Here is a 24,556-nt window from a genome sequence, read left to right as displayed (position 1 = left end):
CGATGTCCCCTGCCGAGTTCGAGCAGGCCCTGCGCGCCAAGGGCGCCTATTACCATATCCATCACCCCTACCACGTGGCGATGTATGAAGGCCGCGCCAGCCGCGAGCAGATCCAGGGCTGGGTGGCCAACCGCTTCTACTACCAGGTGAACATCCCGATGAAGGATGCGGCGATCCTGGCCAACTGCCCGGACCGCGAAATCCGCCGCGAATGGATCCAGCGCCTGCTCGACCACGACGGCGCACCCGGCGAGGACGGCGGCATCGAGGCCTGGTTGCGCCTGGGCCAGGCCGTGGGTCTGGACCCCGAGCAGCTACGCAGCCAGGAGCTGGTGCTGCCCGGCGTGCGCTTTGCCGTCGACGCCTACGTCAACTTCGCCCGCCGCGCCAGCTGGCAGGAGGCCGCCAGCAGCTCGCTGACCGAACTGTTCGCCCCGCAGATCCACCAGTCGCGCCTGGACAGCTGGCCGCAGCACTATCCGTGGATCGACCCGGCCGGCTATGAATACTTCCGTACCCGCCTGGGCCAGGCCCGGCGTGATGTGGAACACGGCTTGGCGATCACCCTGCAGCACTACACCACCCGCGAAGGGCAGGAGCGCATGCTGGAGATCCTGCAATTCAAGCTGGATATCCTGTGGAGCATGCTCGACGCCATGAGCATGGCCTATGAACTGAACCGCCCGCCGTACCACAGCGTCACCGCCGAGCGGGTCTGGCACAAGGGGATCGCCCTATGAGTTTCGACCGTCAACAAGTGCCCGCCTGGCGCCCCGGCTATCGTTTCCAGTACGAGCCCGCGCAAAAGGGCCACGTGCTGCTATACCCCGAGGGGATGATCAAGCTCAACGACAGCGCCGGCCTGATCGGCGGGCTGATCGATGGCCAGCGCAGCGTCGCCGCGATCATCGGCGAGCTGCAACAGCAGTTCCCCGGTGTGCCCGAAGTCGCCGACGACATCGAGCAATTCATGGAGGTGGCCCGTGCCGAACACTGGATCACCCTCGCCTGAGGTACCGGTCGGCCTGCCGCTGTGGCTGCTGGCCGAACTCACCTACCGCTGCCCGCTGCAGTGCCCGTACTGCTCGAATCCGCTGGATTTCGCCGAGCAGGGCAAGGAGCTGAGCACCGAGCAGTGGTTCAAGGTGATGGCCGAAGCCCGCGAGATGGGCGCCGCGCAGATCGGTTTTTCCGGCGGCGAGCCGCTGGCGCGCCAGGACCTCGCCGAGCTGATCGGCGAAGCCCGGCGCCTGGGCTACTACACCAACCTGATCACCTCCGGCATCGGCCTGACCGAGCAGAAGATCGCCGCGTTCAAGCAGGCCGGGTTGGACCATATCCAGATCAGCTTCCAGGCCAGCGACGAGCAGGTGAACAACCTGCTGGCCGGCTCGAAGAAGGCTTTCGCGCAGAAACTGGAGATGGCTCGGGCAGTGAAGGCCCACGGCTACCCGATGGTGCTCAACTTCGTCACCCATCGGCACAACATCGACCGGATCGACCGCATCATCGAGCTGTGCATCGCCCTTGAGGCCGACTTCGTGGAGCTCGCTACCTGCCAGTTCTACGGCTGGGCGCACCTCAACCGCCTTGGCCTGCTGCCGACCCGCGCCCAGCTGGAACGGGCCGAGCGCATCACCAATGAGTACCGCGACAAGCTCAAGGCCGAAGGCAGCCCGTGCAAGCTGATCTTCGTCACCCCCGACTACTACGAAGAGCGCCCCAAGGCCTGCATGAATGGCTGGGGCAGCCTGTTCCTGACCATCACCCCGGACGGCACCGCCCTGCCCTGCCATGGCGCGCGCCAGCTGCCGGTGCAGTTCCCCAATGTGCGCGACCATGACCTGCGCCACATCTGGTACGACTCGTTCGGCTTCAACCGCTTCCGGGGCTATGACTGGATGCCCGAGCCGTGCCGCTCGTGCGACGAGAAGGAAAAGGACTTCGGCGGCTGCCGCTGCCAGGCCTTCATGCTCACCGGCGATGCCAGCAAGGCCGACCCGGTGTGCGCCAAGTCACCGGACCACGGCATCATCCTCAAGGCCCGCGAAGAAGCCGAGCACGCCACGTTGGAGATTGAACAGATGACCTTCCGCAACGAGCGCAACTCCCATGTCATTGCCCGCGGCTGAGTTCAGCGCCACCCAGGCGGTGGCCGCCGGGACCGACTTCGCCGAACTGAAGGTCGGCGAACACGGTGTGTTCTGGAACGAGTTCCGGCCCGCCGATGGCGCTTGTCGGATCTGGCATTGGCGCGACCACCAGGCACGCTGCCTGACCCCGGACGGGTTCAGTGTGCGCAGCCGGGTCTACGAGTACGGTGGCGGCAGCTTCAGCCTGAGCGACGAAGGGCTGGTGTTCGTCAACGAACAGGACCAGCAGGTCTACCTGCAGGCACTGGACGGCAGCTTGCCGCGCCGGCTCACCCATGCCGACGACCGCCGCTACGGTGATGTGCAGTGGCATGCGGGCCTGGTTCTGGCCGTCGAGGAACACCACGGGGAGCAGGTCGAGCATCGTCTTGTGGGTCTCACTGCAGAGCATCGGCAGATCCTGGCAGAAGGCGCCGACTTCTATGCCTCCCCCACACTGAGCCACGATGGATGCCGCCTGGCCTGGATCGAGTGGGACCGGCCGGCGCAACCCTGGACCGTCACCCGCCTGATGTGCCGGGAACGCGAATCTTCTGGCGCCTGGGGCGCGGCACGCTGCGTCGCCGCGCAGGACGAATCCTTGCAGCAGCCCCGCTTCGATGAGCAAGGCCGCTTGTACTGCCTTTCCGATCGCGACGGTTTCTGGCAACCCTGGGGCGAACTCGACGGACACTGGCAACGCCTGCCCGCCACATCCGCAGACCACGCCGCCGCTCCCTGGCAGCTAGGCGCCAGCACCTGGCTGGCCCTCGGCGCCACCAGCTATCTGGCCAGCTGGTTCGAGGGCGGTTTCGGGCAACTGGGGTTGCGCCGCGACAGCGGCGAAGTGGAACGTTATGCCAGTGCATACACGCGGTTCCGTAGCCTGGCCTTGGATAAGGAGCGGATCTATGCAGTGGCCGCCTCGCCGATCAGCCCAGCAGCGGTGATCGCCATCGACCGGCGCAGCCACGAAGTCGAAGTACTGGCAGGCGGCGCCGAGGTACTGCCGGTGGAATGCATCAGCCGCCCACAGCCGATCCGCTATGCCAGTGGCGATGGCTCGGCCCACGGTTTCTTCTATCCAGCCATGCAAGGTACGGCCGGCCTACCCCCACTGGTGGTGTTCATCCATGGCGGCCCGACCTCGGCCTGCTACCCGGTGCTCGACCCGCGCATCCAGTACTGGACCCAACGCGGCTTCGCCGTCGCCGACCTCAACTACCGAGGCAGCAGCGGCTACGGTCGCGCTTATCGCCAGGCGCTGCACCTGTGCTGGGGCGAATGCGACGTCGAGGACGCCTGCGCGGCAGTCAGGCATCTTGCCGAGCAGGGCCTGATCGACCCGGCCCAGGCCTTCATCCGCGGTGGCAGCGCCGGGGGCTACACCACCCTGTGCGCCTTGGCCTTCCAGGATGTGTTCCGTGGCGGCGCCAGCCTGTACGGCGTCAGCGACCCCGAAGCGCTGGGCCGAGCTACCCACAAGTTCGAAGGCGACTACCTGGACTGGCTGATCGGCGACCCGCAACGCGATGCCGAGCGATATCGCCAGCGCACACCATTGCTGCACGCCGGGCGAATCAAGGTACCGGTGATTTTCTTCCAGGGTGAACTGGATGCGGTGGTGGTACCGGAACAGACACGCAGCATGCTTGAAGCCCTCAAGGCCAATGGCATCGAGGCCGAGGGGCATTTCTACGCGGGCGAGCGACATGGCTTCCGCCAGGCGGCGAACCTTGCGCATGCGCTTGAGGAAGAGTGGAAGTTCTACTGCCGGTTGCTAGGCCGGTAACTCACCTGGGGCTGCTACGCAGCCCCAGTCTTCAGCGCTTGGCAATGATGTACACCGCGTGCACGATCCCGGGGATGTAACCCAGCAAGGTCAGCAGGATGTTCAGCCAGAACGCGCCACCGAACCCTACCTGGAGGAAAACGCCCAGCGGCGGCAGGATGATGGCGATGATGATGCGGATGAAGTCCATGCAATGCGCTCCTTGAAGGTGTATCAACACAGACTAGCCGCACCTGCCGGAGGTTCCACCGGGCAAAAAAACGCCCCTGGCCATGTATTTCAGACCAGAGGCGATGCGCAGGAACGCGAGACGGTTCGTTGAAATTCTGTACGTCGGCTGCCGGGTCAGGCCGGCACTTCACGGCGATTGTGCTGTTGGGCATGCAGCCGGGTGAACGCCCGGGCCAGGCGCAAGAGCATCTCGTCGATGTTGCCCTTGCTCACGGTCAATGCCGGCGAGAAGCGCACCACGTCGGCCTGCGGCGCATTGAGCAGCAAGCCTTCCTGCAACGCAGCCTCGACCAGCTGCGCCGCGGCACCCTCACGCAGTTGCAGCCCCCACAACAGCCCCTGGCCGCGCACTTCGCCCTGGCCGTAGCGACCAGCCAGGCGGCTGAGGCCATCGCGCAGGTGGCGACCACTGTCCATCACCTGTTCGAAGAACCCCGTCTCCAGCACGGCCTGCAGCACAGCCAGCCCGGCAGCGCTCATCAATGCGTTGCCATGGTGGCTGCCTTCCAGCTCGCCCGGCTCGGCGCAGCAGGCACGCCCGCGGGCCAGCAGCGCGGCCAACGGCACACCGCCGCCCAGGCCTTTGCCGAGGGTGATGATGTCGGCCCGCACGCCGTAGGTTTCTTCTGCCAACAGGGCGCCGCAACGTCCTACACCGGTCTGCACCTCATCGAGGATCAGCAGAATGCCCAGCTCACGGCACAACCGCTCGACACCCTGGAGGTACTCACGGGTGGCCGGGATCACGCCGGCCTCACCCTGTATCGGCTCGAGCATGATCGCCACGGTGCGCGAGTCGACCGCCGCATGCAGCGCCGCCAGGTCGTTGAACGGCACCTTGCTGAAGCCCGGCAAGCCGGGCTCGCAACGGTTGCATGGCAGCGGGTCGGACGCCGACAACGCCCCGAGCGTGCGCCCATGGCAGCCTTGGCTCGCGGTAATGATGTGATAGGCGCCGTTGCGGTGCAGCTGACCCCATTTGCGCGCCAGCTTGATCGCACCCTCGCAGGCCTCGGCGCCACTGTTGAGCAGGTAGGCCTGATCACTGCCGGTACGCTGGCACAGCAACTCGACCAGGTTCAGCAGGCCGCGACTGTGGTAGCCCGCGCCAGGATTGATCAAGGCCTGGGCCTGGTCGCCCAGGGCCTTGACCAGCACGCTCGGGCTGTGACCCAGGCTGTTCACCGCGCAACCCTGGGTGAAGTCCAGGTAGGCGTGACCCTCGTCGTCCCACAACCACGACCCCTGGCCTCGCACAAACACGTGCGGCGCACGCTCGATGCTGGGCATCAGTCGCTCGCGGGAGCACTGCGCGGCGGCGGGCACGCTCACCGAGGCACGCTCGGGCTCAGCGACAGCGGGTGCCGAACGGCGCAGGTTGAACAGGTTCATCGGGACTCCGGCCAATCACGGTGGTGGGCGTTCAAGGTTCCGGTCTGGCGCCGGAATTGAATATTCTGCCTTGCCTATCAAAAGTGTTTTTCAGCTGGGGTAACAATCGCCGGGATAAGCGCTGTAACCCGTTGGAATACGGCGATAGACTAGGCCTCTGGTCGTTTCGCGGCCATTTCGTTTTCTCAGCTTTTTCGATAAGTATCACTTATGGATTTTCGCCAACTGCGTTACTTCGTCGCGGTCTATGAAGAAGGCCATGTGGGCCGCGCCGCCGAACGCCTGTCGCTGTCCCAGCCCGCGCTGTCGCAGCAGATTCGCCAGCTGGAGCACAGCCTCGACCTGAGCCTGTTCGAACGCAGCAACAAACGCCTGCTGCCCACGCTAGCCGCGCATACCCTGTACAACCACGCCGTGCCCTTGCTCGATGGCCTGCAACGGGCCCATGAGGCCATGGGCAACTTCAAGGGCCAGTCGCTGCGCACCCTGGCCATCGGCGTACTGCAGACCGTGCGACCAAGCCTGGTGCCGCAGTTGCTGGAGCGGGTGCGCAAAGCCCAGCCGCACCTGGTGGTACAGATCTATGAACTGTCGGGGTCGGAGATCGAGCGGCGCCTGCTCAACGGTAGCCTGGACATCGGCATCAGCTACCTGCCGCCACGCCAGCCAGGGCTGCATGGCTTGCTGCTGTACGAAGATGAACTGCAGTTGGTCATCCCCCGTAGCCACCCGTTGAAGGACTTCAAGAAGGTCTCGATCCGTCAGGCGGCCGAGTTGCCGATGCTGATGCTTGGCGAGGAATTCCAGATCCGCCAGATCTGGAAGGCGCAGCTGGCCAGCCAAGGGCGCAGGCCGCAGGTGCAGGCCGAGATGAACAACATGGCGGGGATCCTCGACAGCCTGGCGCACACGGCGCTGGTGACCATCCTGCCGGGCCGGGCCAAGGATGCCGCGCAGGACGACCAGGAGCTACTGTGGAAGCCCCTCAGCGAGCCACGTATTCCACTGAAGGTAGGCCTGGTGTTCCGTGACGCGCAACGCCAACAGGCCTCGGTCGAGCTGCTGCGCAGCTTGCTGGAGGAGGAGGCCGACCCACGCCAACTGGGGATATCGCCGCTGGACGCGCTTGGCTGAAACACGCGCACAAAGAAAACCCCGCCTAAGCGGGGTTCTCCAGACTGTTTCCCTTCGACATCCCTATCATCCCGCCATCCTGGCAGGAAATCCTTCTTGTCCCTGTTCTATCTTTTCGCGCTTCCTGCGCAACTTCCTTGTAAGGCGTCCTGCTCTGTCCATTGCGCGTCCTGCGCTACGTCCATGTAAGAAAGAGTAACCGTGGATCCAATCTTAGGAAAGAGGCGAAACGTCACTACGTCGTGTAAGCCAAAGCTTACAAAAGAGATCCATTCATAAACATGCGCCGCCGACCAAACAAAAAGGCCGCCCCCGCAGCCGAAATTGCATCCGGTGTGGGGGCGGCCTCATGCCGCAACAGGGCTGCCAGGCAGCCCGGCGGGGTCAGAACTGCGCAGCGTCCAGCAGGTACAGCGACTCGCTACCGGCCTTTACCGAAGCTGCCAGCGAATGAACTCGCGGCAGCAGGCGGGCAAAGTAGAACCGTGCCGTGCCCAGCTTGGCGCCATAGAAATCAGCATCCCCTTCACCGGCCTTGGCGGCACGCGCCATCAGTGCCCACATGTAGGCATAGGCGACATAACCGAATGCGTGCAGGTACTCGACCGAAGCCGCGCCGATCTCATTGGGGTTGCCCTTGGCCTGATCCAGCACCCAGTTGGTCAGCTCGTCGAGCTGGTCGAGGGAGGCTGCCAGGGGCTTGGTGAACTCGCCAAGGTCAGCGGCGCTGGCGCCGATGAACTCGCGGATCTCGTCGGCGAACAGCTTGTAGTAGGCGCCACCACTGGCCACCACCTTGCGACCGACCAGGTCCAGTGCCTGGATACCGTTGGTGCCTTCGTAGATCTGGGTGATGCGCACATCGCGCACCAGCTGCTCCTGGCCCCATTCGCGGATGTAGCCATGGCCGCCGAAGACCTGCTGGCCATGCACGGTGCACTCCAGGCCCAGGTCGGTAAGGAAGGCCTTGGCCACCGGGGTCAGCAACGCCACCAGTTCCTCGCTGCGCTTGCGGGTCGCGGCGTCTTCGCTGTACTTGGCGCTGTCGAGCTGCATCGCCACATAGGTGGAGAACGCGCGGCCGCCTTCGGTCAGCGCCTTCATGGTCAGCAGCATGCGCCGCACGTCCGGGTGGACGATGATCGGGTCGGCCACTTTGTCCTTGGCCTGCGGGCCGGTCGGGGCGCGACTCTGCAGACGGTCACGGGCGTATTCCACGGCATTCTGGTAGGAACGCTCAGCCGAGGCCAGGCCCTGGATGCCGACACCCAGGCGCTCGTAGTTCATCATGGTGAACATGGCCGCCAGGCCCTTGTTCGGCTCGCCGACGATATAGCCGACCGCTTCGTCGAAGTTCATCACGCAGGTGGCCGAGCCCTGGATGCCCATCTTGTGCTCGATCGAGCCGCAACTGGCCGGGTTGCGCGCGCCGAGGCTGCCATCTTCGTTGACCAGGAACTTGGGCACCAGGAACAGCGAGATGCCTTTCGGGCCTGCCGGTGCATCCGGCAGCTTGGCCAGTACCAGATGGATGATGTTCTCGGTGAGGTCATGCTCGCCACCGGTGATGAAGATCTTGGTGCCGCTGACCTTGTAGCTGCCATCAGCCTGGGGCTCGGCCTTGGTGCGGATGATGCCCAGGTCGGTACCGGCGTGGGGCTCGGTGAGGCACATGGAGCCGGCCCAGACACCGCCGTACATGTTCGGCAGGTACTTTTCCTTGAGCGCTTCACTGGCGTGGGCGTTGATCGACAGGCAGGCGCCGGCGGTCAGCATCGGGTACAGGCCGAAGGCCAGGCTCGAGGCATTGACCATTTCCTCGACCTGGGCGGAAACGACCTTGGGCATGCCCATGCCACCGAAGAGCGGATCGCCGCCAACGCCGACCCAGCCCCCTTCGGCATAAGTGTTGTATGCCTCGATGAAGCCCGCCGGGGTGCGCACCGAGCCGTTGTCCCAGTGGCAACCCTCTTCGTCGGCGGCACGGCTCAACGGCGCGATGGTCTTGCCGGTGACCTTGCCGGCCTCCTCCAGCACGGCCATGGCCGTATCGGCATCGACTGCCTCGGCAAGGCCGGGCAGTTGCGACCAGAGCGTGGCCACGTCGAAGACTTCATTGAGGACGAAGCGCATATCGCGCAGGGGCGCTTTATATTCAGCCATGACAACCTCTCGCTATAAGGGTCGGGGCGGCCCGTGAAGGCCGCGGCACTGGGATGACCGCAGTGTAACCGAACAACTTTTACGAGACATAGGGTCATCATGCGACCGAATGGTCAGGCATAGTCACGCGCTAACCCGCCATGCGCACGGCCCCACGCCGCGACTGCTGACCAAAGGTCATGACGCAGTTACGCCCCGCTCCCTTGGCGCTGTACAGCGCCTGGTCGGCGGACTTGAGCACTTCGTCGGGGTTGCGGTGCTCGACCTGGCGCTCGGCGACACCGATGCTGATGGTCACCGACACCGTAGTGTTGGCGCCGCCCCCACGGCGCTGGCGACCGGTGGAGTCATCCTGCGGTCGGCTGTTCTGGTCGCGCAACTGGATCGCATAGTTGGCGATCATCTCGCGCACCGCCTCCAGGTGCGGCAGGCATTCTTCGGCGGTCTTGCCGGCGAACACCAGGGCGAACTCCTCGCCACCGTAACGGTAGGCGCGCCCGCCCCCGGTCACCTTGGACAAGCGGCTGGCAACCAGGCGCAACACCTGGTCGCCGACATCGTGACCATGGGTGTCGTTGAATTTCTTGAAGTGGTCGACGTCGGTCATGGCGATCACATAGTTGCGCCCCAGGCGTTGCATGCGCTCGTTCAGGGCGCGCCGCCCCGGCAGGCCGGTCAGCTCGTCGCGGAAGGCCATCTGGTAGGCCTCATGGGATACCGCGGCGGCGATCATCAGCATCACCTGGCTGCACATGATGTTCAGGGTGAACGGCAGGATGAAGGTCTTGGGCAGCATCCAGAAGATGCCGATCAGGCCGATGATCTGCGCGGCATGCAACGGCCTGGGCTCACGCAGGTACTGCACCACCAGCAGGATGAATACCGCCAGGAACAGCGGATAGGCCAACTGGATGAGGCTCATCCACTGGCCATGCAGCGAGGGCCAGCGGATCTCGGCCAGCCAGCCCAGCAGCGCCTCGGGGAAACTTTGCTCCAGCGCCACCGCCACGCTGCTCACGGCGAACAGCACGGCGAACCGGGCCAGCAGGTCCTGGGCCAGGTGCGTACGCTCCTGCCAGGCGCCATACAGGCCGAACAGCGCCGGCAACAACAGGCAGACCAGGTGGAAGATCACCGCGGCATCCTCGCGGACCCGGCCATTGTCGCGGTAGAAGTCGGTCTGGGTGTCGAGCAGGAAATAGGCGATGTACACCGTGACCATCAGGAACAGCTCACGCTGGCGGCGGTACACGGCACAGTAGGCGCCCCCCAGCAAAAGCACCAAGGTGGGTAGAACGTTGAACAGCGATGTGAAGAAGACGCTGAGGTCCCTCACATAGGCTGCCGCAAGCCCTGCCAACAACAGAATCAGCGAAGGCAGGAAGTGGCTCGCGCGTACAGCGGATAGACGAAACAAGGGTAATCTCCGACCCGGCAGATCAATAATGGCATTGTGCCCCTACTTCATCGGCAGCGCACATGAATAGATGAATTTACGGACGCTTTAACGGCAAGGATGGCGGCCAGCTTGAGACTTTCTCGTAACTGGATGCGACATTCCCCTATAGACGTACTCCATCACGGGGCATGGGTGTGCCCCGCGCCAAGCGGCTTCGCGCAAAGTCGCAGGCAAAAAAAAACCGCCTGCCGGTAAGGGCAGGCGGTTTCGTGCAACCGTCTTGGCTTAGATGGACAGACCGAAGTCTTCTTCCTTCATCGCCATCAGGTTGTCGGCGCCGGACAGAATGGCCGCCACGTGGGTGCGGGTACGCGGCAGGATGCGCTGGAAGTAGAAGCGCGCAGTCTGCAGCTTGGCGGTGTAGAACGCCTCTTCGCTGGTGCCGGCCGCCAGTTTCTCGGCTGCCAGGCGGGCGATGTCGGCCCAGAAGTAGGCCAGGCACGCATAGCCGGAGTACATCAGGTAGTCCACCGAAGCGGCACCCACTTCCTCGCGGTCCTTCATCGCGGCCATGCCGATCTTCATGGTCAGCTCGCCCCACTCCTTGTTGATCGCGGCCAGCGGCTCGACGAACTCCTTGGTGGCGGCATTGCCTTCCTGGGATTGGCAGAACTTGTGAACGATCTTGGTGAAGCCCTTGAGCGCCTCGCCCTGGGTCATCAGCACCTTGCGGCCGAGCAGGTCGAGCGCCTGGATGCCGGTGGTGCCTTCGTACAGCATGGAAATACGGCTGTCGCGTACGTTCTGCTCCATGCCCCATTCGGCGATGAAGCCGTGGCCGCCGTAGATCTGCACACCGTGGTTGGCAGACTCGAAACCGACTTCGGTCATGAATGCCTTGGCGATCGGGGTCAGGAAGGCCAGCAGCGCGTCGGCCTTCTTGCGCTCTTCCTCGTCCTGGCTGTACTTGACGATGTCCACCTGCTTGGCGGTGAAGTAGACCATGGCGCGGTTGCCTTCGGCGAACGCCTTCATGGTCAGCAGCATGCGGCGCACGTCCGGGTGGACGATGATCGGGTCAGCGGCTTTTTCCGGTGCTTTCGGGCCGGTCAGCGAGCGCATCTGCAGGCGATCGCGGGCATATTTCAGGCCGCCCTGGAACGCCACTTCGGCGTGGGCCAGGCCTTGCAGCGCGGTACCCAGTCGAGCGGTGTTCATGAAGGTGAACATGCAGTTCAGGCCCTTGTTGGCCGGGCCGATCAGGTAGCCGGTGGCACTGTCGAAGTTCATCACGCAGGTGGCGTTGCCGTGGATGCCCATCTTGTGCTCGAGCGAGCCGCAGCTCACGCCGTTGCGCTCGCCCGCGCCGCCTTCGGCGTTGGGCAGGAACTTCGGCACGATGAACAGCGAGATCCCCTTGGTGCCGGCCGGCGCATCGGGCAGGCGGGCCAGGACGATGTGCACGATGTTATCGGCCATGTCGTGTTCACCGGCCGAGATGAAGATCTTGGTGCCGGACACTTTGTAGCTGCCGTCGGCCTGAGGTTCGGCCTTGGTGCGCAGCATGCCCAAGTCGGTGCCGCAGTGCGGTTCGGTCAGGCACATGGTGCCGGTCCATTCGCCGGACACCAGTTTGGTCAGGTAGGTCTCCTGCTGCTCGGGGGTACCGTGCTCGGAGATGGTGTTCATCGCGCCATGGGACAGGCCTGGGTACATGCCCCACGACCAGTTCGACTCACCGACCATTTCGCTCAGGGCCAGGCCCAGCGACTCAGGCAGGCCCTGGCCGCCGTGCTCGGCGTCGTGGGCCAGGCTCGGCCAGCCGCCTTCGACGAACTGCTGGTAGGCTTCCTTGAAGCCGGTCGGGGTCTTCACGCCCGCCTCGCTCCAGGTGCAGCCTTCCAGGTCGCCGACGCGGTTCAGCGGGGCCAGTACCTCTTCACAGAACTTCGCGCCTTCCTGCAGGATCGCGTCGACCATGTCGGGCGTGGCGTCCTGGCAGCCCGGCAGGCTCTGATAATGCGCCTCATAGCCGAGCAGTTCGTCGCGGACGAAGCGGATATCACGCAAGGGGGCTTTGTAATCAGGCATTGCGATGAACCTCTGTGATGAGTTCGGTAGGGAGACCGCGGGTACCGACCAGCTCTTGGCGGCTTTCGGTCAAACAGTTGTTTGAAACTTACGTTTAGGAGGCCTCGCTGTCAAGGAGGGCTAACAATGGCATTTATGCCGCCGAATATGACGATTCAGCCAAACACCCTCAAACGCATCGCGGGGCAAGCCTGCTCCCACGAATGGAAGCGGGCTTGCCCCGCGAAGTAAGCGAATGTGGTTCAGCGAATCAGGCGTAGGTGTCGATGAACCGACCGAGCATTTCATCGGAAGCCTTGGCGACTTTGGCACCCAGTTCGACTTCGTGCTTGCCCAGGGCCAGTTGCACGGTGCTGGTGGCCAGATCCATCTGCTGGCTGCGGTCAACGCCACGCAGGCGCTCGGCCTGGTAGTCGCTGGACTGCCCGCTGGCACCACGCTCGACGGCACCGCTGGCGATCTGCTGGGCGGCCTGGTCAACCCGGTTCTGCCCGTTCTGGATGGCACCCAGGCCCGCGTAGAAGGCGGAACTCGCATTGATTTCCATGTCAGGACTCCATGACGCGGGATGATGAACAGGCCTTATTAAAGCAGCAGACCGGGAAAAAGGCCCGTTTAAATCCCTAATAGCCTAGTGCCAGCTGATAGGTAAAGGCCTAATCCAACAGGTCCAGGTGCAAATGCTCCGCCACCGCGGCGGCGCTCGCCTGCTTCAACCAGGGTACGCGCCCCAGGCATGGCGCGGGCAGCCGCTCGGCCAGGCTCGACAGGTTCTCCTCCAGACGCGATGTCCGCGGATCGACGATGTTCGCCACCCAACCGGCCAGTTGCAGGCCGTCGCGGGCGATGGCCTCGGCGCTGAGCAAGGCGTGGTTGATGCACCCCAACCGCACCCCTACCACCAGGATCACCGGCAGTTTCAGGGCAATGGCCAGGTCTGACAGGTTGGCATGGTCGGACAACGGCACCCGCCAGCCGCCGGCCCCTTCGATCAAGGTGAAGTCGGCGTGCTGCGCCAGCACCTGCTGCATCGCATCACGCAACACCGGCACGCTCAACACCACCCCCGCCTCGTGCGCCGCCACGTGTGGAGCGATGGCCGGCTCGAAAGCGAAAGGATTGACCGCTTCATAGGGCAGTTTGACCGAGCTTTCATCGATCAACGCCAGGGCATCGCTGTTGCGCAACCCTCTGGGCGTCACCATGCACCCGGATGCCACCGGCTTGGCCGCCAGCGTGCTCAGCCCCGACTGCATCGCCGCATGCAGCAGACCCGCGGCGATGGTGGTCTTGCCGACATCGGTGTCGGTGCCAGCAACAAAATAGGCCTGGCTCATGTCACTGCTCCCCGGCCAGCGGTTTGCGCAAGACGCCATACACCACCTGATAGGTGGCAGGCAGCCCCTGAGGCTGGCGGAACTGTTCATAGGCCTGCAACAGGCCCTGCATCCGCGCACGTCCGGTCAACCCCGATGGGCGCCCCGGATTGAGGTTGTGCGCACCCAGGGCCTTGAGCTCATGGGTCAGGCTGCGCACGTCGGGGTAATGCAGTACATGGGGACGTCGCTCCAGGTCGATCAGCTCCATGCCGCTGTCCCCGCATAGACGCTGGTAATCCTCGAAACGCCGGAAGCGATTGACGTGCACCATGCCATCGACGGCTTGCCAGCTGGCACGCAACTCATCGAGGGTGCCCACGCACAAGCTGCTGAACGCCAGCACCCCGCCTGGACGCAGCACCCGCCGCGCCTCACCCAGCACGCTGGCAAACTGGCCGCACCACTGCACCGCCAGGCTGCTGAACAGCAGGTCGACACTGCCATCGCGCAACGGCAGACGCTCGGCGTCACCTGCCACATGGTGCCGGGCGCCGCCGTGCTCACGGGCATGGCGCAACATGCCCTCGGCGATGTCCACCGCCACACCATCGGCATCGTTGAAGCGCTCGGCCAGGACCCGGCTGAAATGGCCGGTGCCACTGCCCATGTCCAGCCAGCGCGCCGGGGCGAACCCTGCGGGCAGTTTCTCCAGCAGCGCCATGCCTACGGCGCGCTGCAAGGCCGCGACACTGTCGTAGCTGGCCGCGGCGCGGGAAAACGAAGCCGCCACCTGGCGCTTGTCCGGCAGGGCACCGGGCAAGGTGGGCTGGGAAAGATCAGTCATCGCCACTCTCATGCAGGAAACTCTTGATGCCCGCCGCCAGCTCCTGTGGGTACTCCAGCAGGAAGGCGTGGGAACTGTCTTCGACCAGGCCGACTTCCACGTCGGGCAACAGGTCGCTCAGGGCCTTGGCAGCCTCCACCGGCACCAGCGCGTCACTGCCGGCGAACAGGTGCAGCTGCGGGCCGCCGTATTGCTCCAGGGCAGCGCGTGTATCAAGGCTGGCCAGCACCTCCAGCCCGTTGGCCAGGTACAACGGATCGGTGTCGGGCACGCCGACGCCCAGTTGGCGCAGCAAGGTGCGCGGTTGCTGCGCGCCGTCGCTGCACAAGGTACGGAAACGCTTGAGGGTCACCTGGGTATGGCTGCGGCAGCCATCAAGGAAGGTACCGAAGGTATCCGGTGCCATCCCGTGCGGCCAATCCGGCCGAGCGACGAAACTGGGGTTGCTGGCCAGGGTGAGCAAGCCGCAGCAATGATCGCCGCGCTTGTGCGCCAGGGCGCTGGCGAGCATGCCACCCAGCGACCAGCCGCCCAGCCACACGTCGTTGGGCAGCTGGCGATCGAGGTGGTCGACCCAGGCCAGCGGGTCGTTGTCGGGCAGGTCCGGCAACGGCATCAGTTCGACCTGCAGGCGCGGGTCTTGGGCACGCAGGCTGGCGGCTAGCGGCTCCAGTGAGGCGGTGCCCAGGCCCCAGCCGGGCAGAAGGATCATTCGGTTACGCATCGGCGGACTCCAGCTGTGGATAACACTCGGCCAATGCATTCAACAATAGCTGCACCTGCGCCTCACTGTGGGCAGCGCTCAGGGTCACCCGCAGACGGGCACTGCCGGCGGGCACGGTGGGTGGGCGAATCGCCGTGACCAGCAGCCCGCGCTCGCGCAGCAAGCGGGACAATGCCAACGCCCGCCCCGCATCGCCGATAAGGATCGGCTGGATCGCGGTGTGGCTGTCCATCAGGGTCAGGCCTATCTCCTCGGCGCCGGCACGGAACTGCCGGACCAGCGCGGCCAGGTGCTCACGCCGCCAGCGCTCCCGGCGCAGCAGCTCCAGCGCCTTGAGCGTGGCGCACGCCAATGCCGGCGGCTGGCTGGTGGTGTAGATGTAGGGCCGGGCGAACTGCACCAGTGCCTCGATCAGGTCCTCGCTGCCGGCAACGAAGGCGCCGGCGGTGCCACAGGCCTTGCCCAGCGTGCCGATCAGCACCGGCACGTCATCGACACCCAGGCCGAAATGCTCGACCAGGCCGCCGCCATTGGCGCCCAAGGTACCAAAGCCATGGGCATCGTCGACCATCAGCCAAGCGTCGCGGCTGCGGGCGGCATTGGCCAGGGCCGGCAGGTCGGCGCAATCGCCATCCATGCTGAACACGCCATCGGTGACCACCAGGGTATTGCCGGTGGCTTTCTCCAGGCGACTGCTCAGGCTGGCCGGATCGTTGTGCAGGTAGCGGCTGAAGCGGGCGCCGCTGAGCAGCCCGCCGTCGAGCAGGGAAGCGTGGTTGAGGCGGTCCTGCAAGACTGTGTCGCCCTGCCCCACCAGCGCGGTGATGGCCCCGAGGTTGGCCATGTAGCCGGTGGAGAACAGCAACGCGCGAGGGCGCCCGGTCAACCCGGCCAGCGCTTCTTCAACGGCATGGTGCGGCGTGCTGTGGCCGATCACCAGGTGCGAGGCGCCACCGCCGACACCCCAGCGCTCGGCGCCATCGCGCCAAGCCTTGATCACCTCGGGGTGATTGGCCAGGCCCAGGTAGTCATTGCTGCAGAAGGCCAGCAGCGGCTGGCCATCGACCACCACCTGCGGCCCTTGCGGGCTGTCCAGCAGCGGCCGTTGCCGATAGAGGTCCGCGCCACGCCGTTCGGCCAGCCGCGCGGCGAGATCGAAGGCCATGCTCAGGCCGAGGCTGCGTCGTAGAACAGCTCGCTGCTGCGCTGCTCGACCAGCGCCTGCTCGATGGCGGCCTGGTGCACTTCGTCGGCGTGCTCTTCGCGGGCTTCCGGCTGGATACCCAGGCGGGCGAACAGTTGCATGTCCTTGTCGGCCTGCGGGTTGGCCGTGGTCAGCAGCTTCTCCCCGTAGAAGATCGAGTTGGCCCCGGCCATGAACGCCAATGCCTGCATCTGCTCGTTCATCTGCTCACGACCGGCCGACAGGCGCACGTGGGACTTGGGCATGAGGATCCGGGCCACGGCGAGCATGCGGATGAAGTCGAACGGATCGACGTCTTCCTCGTCGGCCAGCGGCGTGCCGGCAACCTTGACCAGCATGTTGATCGGCACCGACTCCGGGTGCTCGGGCAGGTTGGCCAGCTGGATCAACAGGCCTGCGCGGTCGTCCAGCGACTCGCCCATGCCAAGGATGCCACCGGAGCAGATCTTCATGCCGGCGTCACGCACGTAGGCCAGGGTCTGCAGGCGTTCGCTGTAGGTACGGGTGGTGATGATGCTGCCGTAGAACTCCGGCGAGGTGTCGAGGTTGTGGTTGTAGTAGTCCAGGCCGGCCTGGGCCAGGGCCTGGGTCTGCTCCTGGTCGAGCTTGCCGAGGGTCATGCAGGTTTCCAGGCCCATGGCCTTGACCCCTTTGACCATCTCCAGCACGTAGGGCATGTCCTTGGCCGAGGGGTGCTTCCAGGCCGCGCCCATGCAGAAGCGGGTCGAACCGATGGCCTTGGCCCGGGCGGCCTCCTCCAGCACCTTCTGCACTTCCATCAGCTTCTGTTTTTCCAGCCCGGTGTTGTAGTGGCCGGACTGCGGACAATATTTGCAATCTTCCGGGCAGGCGCCGGTCTTGATCGACAGCAGCGTGGAGACCTGCACACGGTTGGGGTCGAAATGCGCGCGGTGCATGGTCTGGGCCTGGAACAGCAGGTCATTGAACGGCTGCTGGAACAGTGCCTTGACCTCGGCCAGGGACCAGTCGTGACGGGTTGTTGCAATTGCGCTGGCGCTCATCGGCGTTTCCTTATCTATGGTCTGACTGACGCCGGGACAGGAAAACCCTCCAGCGCATCACGGATAGCTCGCATAGTCACGGAAGGCCCATGAACTGTCAACCAATCAAGAAGATACTGGTTTACATCTGTACAAATATCGATCAATCCTGTTTGCTTTGCGACGAGCCCGCAGGGCAGCCCTATCCCCTGTGCCTCGCCTGCGAGCAGGCGCTGCCCTGGCTGCAAGAGCAATGCTGCCGTTGCGCGCTGCCCCTGGCCTTGGACGACCTTCTCTGCGGCAGTTGCAGCCGCCGCCCACCGGCATTCAAACGGGTGATCGCGCCCTGGCATTACGGCTTTCCCGTCGACAGCCTGATAAGCCGCTTCAAGCACAACAGCCAGTGGCCCCTGGGGCGGTTGCTGGCCCAACTGCTCGGCCACAGCCTGAGCCAGCACTATCACGAAGGCTTGCCACGGCCTGACCGCTTGTTGCCCGTTCCCCTGGCCGGACGACGACTGCGCCAGCGCGGCTTCAACCAGGCGGCGATGCTCGCCCGCTGGCTCGCCAGACAATTGCGCCTGCCCTGCGACGAGCACTTGCTGCAGCGGGTGCGCGATACACCGGCGCAACAGGCGCTCGGCGCCAAGGCCCGGCAACGCAACCTGCGACAGGCTTTTGGCCTCGCCCCGGGCAGTGAACTGGAGGGCCTGCACCTGGCGCTGGTCGACGACGTGCTGACCACCGGGGCGACCGCGCAGACCATCGCCCGGTTGCTGCGCAAGGCCGGTGCCCGGCGGGTGGATATCTACTGCCTGGCGCGCACACCGCGCCCGGGCCAGGCTTGACTTGACCCGGTGACGGCGGCAACGTCGCGGGACCTACACCACGCCTGATGCCCGCCCATGTCCCTGCCCGCCTTGCTCACCCAGCACATCGCCCGCCGCCCACAGCGCATCGCCCTGCTGCAACATGTCGCCGAGCAGGGATCCATCACCCGCGCCGCCAAGGCCGCGGGGATCAGCTACAAGGCTGCCTGGGATGCCATCGACGAACTCAACAACCTGGCCGCACAGCCCCTGGTGGAACGCAGCACCGGGGGCCGCGGCGGCGGTGGCGCCCGGCTGTCCGCCGAGGGCGAACGGGTACTGCGCCTGTACCAGCGCCTGCAGGCGTTGCAGGCAGAAATCCTGGAATCCGCCGAAGACAGCAACGACCTCGCGTTGCTCGGCCGGCTGATGCTGCGCACCAGTGCGCGCAACCAGTTGCAAGGGCGGATCAGCGGGCTGCGCCGCGAAGGCCGGCATGACCGCATCAGCCTGGACCTGGGCGGCGGCCTGGAGATCGAGGCCTTGATCACCCGGGGCAGTACCGAGCGGCTGGAGCTGGCACTGGGGGGCACGGTGGTGGCGCTGCTGAAGGCGGGGTGGGTGCAGTTGCTGGGGCCGGACGAGCTGGCGGAGCAAGGCAGCAATTGCCTGAAGGCCAAGGTCGAGGAGCTTGTCGGTGAGCAGGACGGTCCAGTCGAGGTGCGCCTGGCACTGGGTAACGGGCAGACCTTGTGCGCTTTCGCCGAGGCTGACTGGCTGGCGCAGTATCAAGTCGGGCCGCAGAGCATGATGCGGGTGCAGTTCCATCCGTCGTTCGTGTTGCTGGGGGTGCCGGTCTAACCGGCTACGACAAGGGCGGGGCCTGCCATGTGATTGGGGTAACATGCAGCCACGCCGTCCCCGCGCCTGGAGCCTTTCATGTCCCACCCCTTCGACACCCTCACCCCCGACCTCGTGCTGGACGCCGTGGAAAGCCTGGGCTTTCTCAGCGATGCGCGGGTGCTGGCGCTCAACAGCTACGAAAACCGTGTCTATCAGGTGGGCATCGAGGGGGAACAACCGCTGATCGCCAAGTTCTATCGCCCTGGGCGCTGGAGCGATGCGGCAATCCTCGAAGAACACGCCTTCACCGCCGAGCTGGCGGAGTGCGAAGTGCCCGTGGTGGCGCCGCTGTTGCACGAGGGCCGCTCCCTGTTCGAGCACCAGGGGTTTCGCTTTGCCCTGTTCCCGCGCCGTGGCGGCCATGCTCCGGAGCCGGGCAACCTCGATCAGCTGTACCGCCTGGGTCAGTTGCTCGGGCGCTTGCATGCCGTGGCGGCCATCCGACCATTCGAACACCGTGAGCAGCTGGCTGTGGACAACTTTGGCCATGCCTCGCTCAACACCCTGCTGGACGGCGGCTTTGTTCCTCGCGAGCTGCTGCCGGCTTTCGAATCCGTGGCCCGTGACCTGCTCAAGCGGGTCGAGGATATCTACGCCCGCACCCCGCACCAGCGGATCCGCCTGCACGGCGACCTGCACCCCGGCAACCTGATGCACCGCGACGACGTCTACCATGTGGTCGACCTCGACGACTGCCGCATGGGCCCGGCGGTGCAGGACCTGTGGATGATGCTTGCCGGCAGCCGCGAGGAACGCCTCGGCCAGCTGGCCGAACTGATCGACGGCTACAACGAGTTCCACGACTTCGACCCGCGCGAACTGGCCCTGATCGAGCCGCTGCGTGCGCTCCGCCAGCTGCACTACAGCGCCTGGCTGGCGCGGCGCTGGGATGACCCGGCATTCCCGCGCAGCTTCCCGTGGTTCGGCCAGCCGCGCTACTGGGGTGACCAGATCCTGGCCCTGCGTGAACAGATGGCCGCTCTCGATGAACAACCGTTGAAATTGTTCTAGAAGCGCGCCGCGCTCTGTCTACAATAGGCGTCGCTTTATTTAGCTACCTAAGCAAGGATTCTGCATGCACGCCGCAAACCCGCGTCGCGGGTATATTCTGGGCCTTGGCGCCTACATCATCTGGGGCCTGTTCCCCCTGTACTTCAAAGCGATCCAGAGCGTCCCGGCGGTGGAAATCATCGTACATCGGGTGCTTTGGTCGGCACTGTTCGGCTCGCTCCTGCTGCTGGTATGGAAACACCCCGGCTGGTGGCGCGAACTGCGCGACAACCCCAGGCGCCTGGCCATCCTGGCCCTGAGCGGCACGCTGATCGCCGGCAACTGGCTGACCTATGTGTGGGCGGTGAACAACGGGCGCATGCTCGAAGCCAGCCTGGGCTACTACATCAACCCGCTGATCAACGTACTGCTGGGCATGTTGCTGCTCGGTGAGCGCCTGCGCCGCCTGCAATGGCTGGCAGTGGGCCTGGCGGCCCTTGGCGTGGCGCAACAGGTCTGGCAGGTCGGCAGCCTGCCCTGGGTATCGTTGGTGCTGGCCCTGTCGTTCGGCTTCTACGGCCTCATCCGCAAGCAGGCGCCAGTCGCGGCGCTGCCCGGCCTGGTGGTCGAGACCTGGATGCTGGTACCACTGGCGATCGGCTGGCTGCTGCTGCACCCGACGGCCAACAGCGCCAGCCTGGCGTTTTTCAACAGCAGCGAGGCCCTATGGCTGATCGCCGCCGGCCCGGTCACCCTGATACCCCTGGTGTGCTTCAACGCCGCCGCGCGCCACCTGCCGTACACCACCCTGGGCTTCCTGCAGTACCTGGCGCCGACCTTGGTGCTGCTGCAGGCGGTGTGGCTGTTCGATGAGCACCTGACCTCCAGCAACCTGCTGGCGTTCGCGTGCATCTGGGCGGGGCTGGCGGTGTACAGCGTCGATGCCTGGCTGAGTTTGCGCAAGCGCGCCTGATCAATTAATGATCAAACGACTGGAGGCCACGAAATGCGTGGCCTCCAGCAAGGTCTCCAGAGGTTATCCACACCCTCGTCCCCGTGGTTTGTGCACAAGCGACTGATAACTGGGTGTTTTTTGCTCAATGCTGGCTAACCAGCGTGGTTATTGGGCTGTAGAGGTACGCCCCCAGGTTATCCACAGGGGCGTCCCCGTTAAATCGGGATAACCGTGGGAGCGGCGGTTCGCCGTTGCGACTTGCCCCGCGATTGCCCGCAATCAATCCTCCGGCCGCAACCGCAACTCCACCATCAGGTCATCCGCCAGGCTCTCCAACCTTGCCTGCAAATCATCCAGCGACAAGGTCAACGGCAGCGCCAGCAGCGCATCGGCCTGGAACAACGGCTCGCTGCTCATCGGTGCCGGGCGCACCTCGGTGCTCAGACGCTCCACGTTAACCCCAAGCTCGGCCAGCAGGCGGGTAATGTCGCGAACGATGCCGGGCCTGTCGTTGCCCACCAGTTCCATCGCGATCGGTTTCCAGGTGCAGGACGGCTCGATGCCGCTTTCGGCGATCAACACTCGAATGCCGTGGTCGCCCAGTTTCTGCAACGACTCGACCAGTTCGGCGTAGTTCTCCGCCGGTACCGCCACCCGCAGGATCCCGGCGAACTGGCCGGCCATGCGTGACATGCGGCTTTCCAGCCAGTTGCCATTGTGATCGGCGATGCACTGGGCGATACGTTCTACCTGCCCGGCCTTGTCAGGGGCGATCACGGTCAGTACAAGATGGTCCACGGGGCCACTCCTTCATTCGTCTGCAAGCGCCGCCGCAGATGGGGGCGATACGGGGATCGAATCAGTATAGGCAAGGCGCGGCAACCTGCCGCAGGACAGTCAAGGCAACTCATCGTGTACTGTTTCAAGATTTATCTGGAACAATCCACCTGTTTTTTGCGAACATGTCGTCTCCCAGCGTGACCCCATGCGACCAATCGGTCGCAGAGCGACGCTTTTAGTCTGATGTTTACCTGCCTGCTGCTTCATGTAGTATGCATCGGCGCGGACTACAAAAACGTCGTTTCGATGTCTGCCAAGGCGCCTGTGAAAATACGCCAACCGCCCGCCGGCCCGTCTGGCGAGCCGCACCCAGCCGCCCCGGATCACGCGGGCATGCACTGGTGCCGTGTTTAGAGAAGCGCTACAGGCTTAATACAGAAGAGCGAAAGCGAAATAGCTGAGCAGAGGTGAGGCAAGCAATGACTGGATACGTTCAAGTCGGTGGCCTTCAGGTCGCCAAGGCCCTGTACGACTTCGTCAACGACGAAGCGATCCCTGGAACCGGCATCAAGGCCGATGCGTTCTGGGCCGGGGCGGCAGAGATCATTAAAGACCTCGCTCCGAAGAACAAAGCCCTGCTCGCCAAGCGCGACGAGCTGCAAGCCAGGATCGACGCCTGGCACCAGGCCCGCAAAGGCCAGGCCCACGACGCCGTGGCCTACAAGGCGTTCCTCGAGGAAATCGGCTACCTGCTGCCCCCTGTTGAGGACTTCCAGGCCACCACCCAGAACGTCGATGAAGAGATCGCGGTCATGGCCGGCCCGCAGCTGGTGGTGCCGGTGATGAACGCCCGCTTCGCCCTGAACGCCGCCAACGCCCGTTGGGGCTCGCTGTATGACGCGCTGTACGGCACCGATGCCATCAGCGATGAAGGCGGCGCTGAAAAAGGCCAGGGCTACAACAAGGTCCGTGGCGACAAGGTGATCGCTTTCGGCCGCGCCTTCCTCGACCAGGCCGCGCCACTGGCCGCCGGCTCCCATGTCGACTCCACCGCCTACCGCATCGAAGGCGGCAAGCTGGTAGTCGCGCTCAAGGGCGGCAGCAACAGCGGCCTGCGTGACGATGCCCAACTGATCGGCTTCCACGGCGATGCCGCCGCGCCGACCGCCGTGCTGCTCAAGCACAACGGCCTGCACTTCGAGATCCAGGTCGACGCCAGCACCCCGGTCGGCAGCACCGACGCCGCCGGCCTGAAAGACATCCTGATGGAATCGGCACTGACCACCATCATGGACTGCGAAGACTCGGTCGCCGCCGTCGACGCCGACGACAAGGTCATCGTCTACCGCAACTGGCTGGGCCTGATGAAAGGCGACCTGGCCGAAAGCGTGAGCAAAGGCGGCAAGACCTTCACCCGCACCATGAACCCGGATCGCGAATACGCCGCGCCCAATGGCGGCAGCGTGACCCTGCACGGCCGCTCGCTGCTGTTCGTGCGCAACGTCGGGCACCTGATGACCAACCCGGCGATCCTCGACGCCCAGGGCAACGAAATCCCCGAAGGCATCCAGGACGGCCTGTTCACCAACCTGATCGCCCTGCACAACCTCAACGGCAACACCAGCCGCAAGAACACCCGTACCGGCAGCGTCTACATCGTCAAGCCGAAGATGCATGGCCCTGAAGAGGTGGCGTTCGCCGCCGAGATCTTCAGCCGCGTCGAAGACCTGCTGGGCATGAAGCGCAATACCGTCAAGGTCGGCATCATGGACGAGGAGCGCCGTACCACGGTCAACCTCAAGGCCTGCATCAAGGCTGCGGCCGAGCGCGTGGTGTTCATCAACACCGGCTTCCTCGACCGCACCGGTGACGAGATCCACACCTCCATGGAGGCCGGCGCCGTGGTGCGCAAGGGCGCCATGAAGAACGAGAAGTGGATCGGTGCCTACGAGAACAACAACGTCGACGTCGGCCTGGCTACCGGCCTGCAGGGCCGCGCGCAGATCGGCAAGGGCATGTGGGCCATGCCCGACCTGATGGCCGCCATGCTCGAGCAGAAGATCGCCCACCCGCTGGCCGGCGCCAACACCGCCTGGGTACCGTCGCCGACCGCCGCCACCCTGCACGCCCTGCACTATCACAAGGTCGACGTGCAGGCCCGTCAGCGCGAGCTGGCCCAGCGTGCCCCGGCCTCGGTGGACGACATCCTGACCATCCCGCTGGCCGCCGACACCAACTGGTCGGCCGACGAGATCCGCAACGAGCTGGACAACAACGCCCAGGGCATCCTCGGCTACGTGGTGCGCTGGATCGACCAGGGCGTGGGCTGTTCGAAAGTGCCGGACATCAACGATGTCGGCCTGATGGAAGACCGTGCCACCCTGCGGATTTCGGCCCAGCTGCTGGCCAACTGGCTGCGCCATGGCGTGGTCACCCAGGAGCAGGTGCTGGAAAGCCTCAAGCGCATGGCCGCGGTGGTGGACAAGCAGAACGCCGGTGACGCCCTGTACCGCCCGATGGCGCCGAACTTCGATGACAACATCGCGTTCCAGGCGGCGATCGAGCTGGTGATCGAGGGTGCCAAGCAACCGAACGGCTACACCGAGCCGGTCCTGCACCGTCGTCGCCGCGAGTTCAAGGCGCGCAACGGGCTGTAAGCAGCCAGTAACACATCGCGGGGCAAGTCGCCTCGG

General features: G+C 64.9%; 22 protein-coding genes. 10 read left to right on the top strand and 12 right to left on the bottom strand.

Features of this window, described 5'->3' with window-relative positions; all coding sequences use genetic code 11:
• The first annotated feature begins 2 nt into the window (after positions 1–2).
• Genes pqqC through ACODS9_RS17805 form a run of 4 tightly spaced genes read left to right on the top strand, consistent with a single transcriptional unit; the run spans position 3 to position 3,924 of the window.
• On the top strand, positions 3–740 hold the full coding sequence (gene pqqC / locus ACODS9_RS17820; protein ID WP_217869718.1) for a pyrroloquinoline-quinone synthase PqqC: 738 nt from the start codon (positions 3–5) through the stop codon (positions 738–740).
• Positions 737–1,012 (top strand): pyrroloquinoline quinone biosynthesis peptide chaperone PqqD, encoded by a 276-nt coding sequence (gene pqqD / locus ACODS9_RS17815; RefSeq protein WP_046857401.1) that lies wholly within the window; start codon positions 737–739, stop codon positions 1,010–1,012. The genes pqqC and pqqD overlap by 4 nt, the downstream gene beginning before the upstream one ends.
• Positions 984–2,132, top strand: coding sequence for a pyrroloquinoline quinone biosynthesis protein PqqE (gene pqqE, locus ACODS9_RS17810; protein ID WP_489094404.1), 1,149 nt, complete (start codon positions 984–986; stop codon positions 2,130–2,132). Before pqqD ends, pqqE begins: the two co-directional genes overlap by 29 nt.
• Positions 2,113–3,924 carry a S9 family peptidase gene (locus tag ACODS9_RS17805; protein WP_489094403.1) on the top strand — a complete coding sequence of 604 codons (1,812 nt, stop codon included), beginning with the start codon at positions 2,113–2,115 and terminating at the stop codon, positions 3,922–3,924. The genes pqqE and ACODS9_RS17805 overlap by 20 nt, the downstream gene beginning before the upstream one ends.
• A 31-nt stretch (positions 3,925–3,955) precedes the next feature.
• Here ACODS9_RS17805 and ACODS9_RS17800 read toward each other — a convergent pair whose 3' ends face one another.
• Together ACODS9_RS17800 and ACODS9_RS17795 are read right to left on the bottom strand one after the other, a co-directional pair.
• Positions 3,956–4,114 carry a YqaE/Pmp3 family membrane protein gene (locus tag ACODS9_RS17800; protein WP_009681539.1) on the bottom strand — a complete coding sequence of 53 codons (159 nt, stop codon included), beginning with the start codon at positions 4,112–4,114 and terminating at the stop codon, positions 3,956–3,958.
• 155 nt (positions 4,115–4,269) lie between these two features.
• Positions 4,270–5,547, bottom strand: a complete 1,278-nt coding sequence (locus ACODS9_RS17795; protein ID WP_102681907.1) for an aspartate aminotransferase family protein — start codon at positions 5,545–5,547, stop codon at positions 4,270–4,272.
• Positions 5,548–5,757: 210 nt separating this feature from the next.
• On the opposite strand from ACODS9_RS17795, the gene ACODS9_RS17790 reads away from it, so the two are divergent.
• Positions 5,758–6,681, top strand: a complete 924-nt coding sequence (locus ACODS9_RS17790; RefSeq protein ID WP_489094402.1) for a LysR family transcriptional regulator — start codon at positions 5,758–5,760, stop codon at positions 6,679–6,681.
• 384 nt (positions 6,682–7,065) lie between these two features.
• Here the strand turns inward: ACODS9_RS17790 and ACODS9_RS17785 are convergent, their stop codons facing one another.
• From ACODS9_RS17785 to bioB, 9 genes are all read right to left on the bottom strand, one after another.
• Positions 7,066–8,844 (bottom strand): acyl-CoA dehydrogenase C-terminal domain-containing protein, encoded by a 1,779-nt coding sequence (locus tag ACODS9_RS17785; RefSeq protein WP_489094401.1) that lies wholly within the window; start codon positions 8,842–8,844, stop codon positions 7,066–7,068.
• Between the two features lie 130 nt (positions 8,845–8,974).
• Positions 8,975–10,261: a GGDEF domain-containing protein gene (locus tag ACODS9_RS17780; protein WP_046857406.1), complete on the bottom strand. Its 1,287-nt coding sequence runs from the start codon at positions 10,259–10,261 to the stop codon at positions 8,975–8,977.
• Positions 10,262–10,528: 267 nt separating this feature from the next.
• Positions 10,529–12,334, bottom strand: coding sequence for a phenylacyl-CoA dehydrogenase (locus ACODS9_RS17775; RefSeq protein WP_046857407.1), 1,806 nt, complete (start codon positions 12,332–12,334; stop codon positions 10,529–10,531).
• Between the two features lie 250 nt (positions 12,335–12,584).
• The gene (locus tag ACODS9_RS17770; protein ID WP_401107763.1) at positions 12,585–12,881 is read right to left on the bottom strand and encodes a pyrroloquinoline quinone biosynthesis protein PqqE; all 297 of its coding nucleotides are present in this window, start codon (positions 12,879–12,881) and stop codon (positions 12,585–12,587) included.
• 109 nt (positions 12,882–12,990) lie between these two features.
• Positions 12,991–13,671: a dethiobiotin synthase gene (gene bioD / locus ACODS9_RS17765; RefSeq protein ID WP_367857317.1), complete on the bottom strand. Its 681-nt coding sequence runs from the start codon at positions 13,669–13,671 to the stop codon at positions 12,991–12,993.
• A 1-nt stretch (position 13,672) separates the two neighbouring features.
• Complete coding sequence (gene bioC, locus ACODS9_RS17760) at positions 13,673–14,497, bottom strand: malonyl-ACP O-methyltransferase BioC (RefSeq protein ID WP_489094400.1); 825 nt, start codon at positions 14,495–14,497, stop codon at positions 13,673–13,675.
• A complete protein-coding gene (locus ACODS9_RS17755; protein ID WP_489094399.1) occupies positions 14,490–15,221 on the bottom strand; it encodes an alpha/beta fold hydrolase in 732 nt (243 codons plus the stop codon). Before ACODS9_RS17755 ends, bioC begins: the two co-directional genes overlap by 8 nt.
• On the bottom strand, positions 15,214–16,386 hold the full coding sequence (bioF, locus tag ACODS9_RS17750; protein WP_489094398.1) for an 8-amino-7-oxononanoate synthase: 1,173 nt from the start codon (positions 16,384–16,386) through the stop codon (positions 15,214–15,216). The genes ACODS9_RS17755 and bioF overlap by 8 nt, the downstream gene beginning before the upstream one ends.
• A 2-nt stretch (positions 16,387–16,388) precedes the next feature.
• Entirely contained in the window at positions 16,389–17,447 is a 1,059-nt protein-coding gene (gene bioB, locus ACODS9_RS17745) for a biotin synthase BioB (protein WP_046857413.1), read from the bottom strand.
• Between the two features lie 89 nt (positions 17,448–17,536).
• On the opposite strand from bioB, the gene ACODS9_RS17740 reads away from it, so the two are divergent.
• The 4 genes from ACODS9_RS17740 to rarD all read left to right on the top strand — a co-directional run bounded on the left by ACODS9_RS17740 (position 17,537) and on the right by rarD (position 21,101).
• The gene (locus ACODS9_RS17740) at positions 17,537–18,274 is read left to right on the top strand and encodes a ComF family protein (RefSeq protein ID WP_489094397.1); all 738 of its coding nucleotides are present in this window, start codon (positions 17,537–17,539) and stop codon (positions 18,272–18,274) included.
• Positions 18,275–18,331: 57 nt separating this feature from the next.
• On the top strand, positions 18,332–19,096 hold the full coding sequence (locus tag ACODS9_RS17735; protein WP_046857415.1) for a TOBE domain-containing protein: 765 nt from the start codon (positions 18,332–18,334) through the stop codon (positions 19,094–19,096).
• Positions 19,097–19,174: 78 nt separating this feature from the next.
• Positions 19,175–20,149, top strand: coding sequence for a serine/threonine protein kinase (locus tag ACODS9_RS17730; RefSeq protein WP_489094396.1), 975 nt, complete (start codon positions 19,175–19,177; stop codon positions 20,147–20,149).
• Between the two features lie 64 nt (positions 20,150–20,213).
• Entirely contained in the window at positions 20,214–21,101 is an 888-nt protein-coding gene (rarD, locus tag ACODS9_RS17725; protein WP_489094395.1) for an EamA family transporter RarD, read from the top strand.
• Between the two features lie 261 nt (positions 21,102–21,362).
• Here rarD and ACODS9_RS17720 read toward each other — a convergent pair whose 3' ends face one another.
• Positions 21,363–21,881 carry a glycine cleavage system transcriptional repressor gene (locus ACODS9_RS17720; protein WP_046857418.1) on the bottom strand — a complete coding sequence of 173 codons (519 nt, stop codon included), beginning with the start codon at positions 21,879–21,881 and terminating at the stop codon, positions 21,363–21,365.
• A 461-nt stretch (positions 21,882–22,342) separates the two neighbouring features.
• Between ACODS9_RS17720 and ACODS9_RS17715 the strand changes: the two genes are divergently transcribed.
• Positions 22,343–24,520 carry a malate synthase G gene (locus tag ACODS9_RS17715; protein WP_489094394.1) on the top strand — a complete coding sequence of 726 codons (2,178 nt, stop codon included), beginning with the start codon at positions 22,343–22,345 and terminating at the stop codon, positions 24,518–24,520.
• Positions 24,521–24,556 lie beyond the last annotated feature (36 nt).

The sequence above is a fragment of the Pseudomonas sp. FG36 genome (genome assembly GCF_057809275.1).
The sequence above is the reverse complement of the archived record's forward strand: the minus strand, read 5'-3'. Positions and strand labels throughout refer to the sequence as shown.